Annotated in this window: 1 protein-coding gene; it reads right to left on the minus strand. The window is 31.0% G+C overall.

The window, feature by feature from the left end; genetic code table 11:
• The coding region (locus JHD69_RS20625; RefSeq protein WP_199142180.1) for a hypothetical protein at positions 1 to 397 on the minus strand (397 nt) is incomplete at both ends.

Raw genomic sequence — 397 nt, forward strand, 5'->3', positions numbered from 1 at the left:
GTTTAACTGTAAAAAGTGTCTCAATTTTCTTAATTATTTCTTGCAAACTATCTAAATATCCGAACCCTGTATATGGTAAAAAACCATCGTCTTTATCCTTTTTCCACCCAACTTTATTTTTGAATGTATACGTTTCAATAGTTCCAACAGACTTGTTTGCTGCGTTTTTTGATATATCTACTATGTGGAAATAATTAAATTTATTGGTCCAAAGTATTTGATTAGTTGCACTAAAGCTTCCGGAAGAAAGAATAGGAAGTTGATATCCATTGCTTGTATTATAGTATCTTAACCAAGGATCGTGTTTATGTCCATGTATAACTAGATCGAATTTGTATTTTCCTAAAGCATTCAATAATTCTTCACCGTTTTCAATGAAATCATGCTCTCCAAGATC

The sequence above is a fragment of the Pedobacter sp. ASV12 genome (genome assembly GCF_016429155.1).
In the GTDB taxonomy this organism is placed as follows: Bacteria; Bacteroidota; Bacteroidia; order Sphingobacteriales; family Sphingobacteriaceae; genus Pedobacter.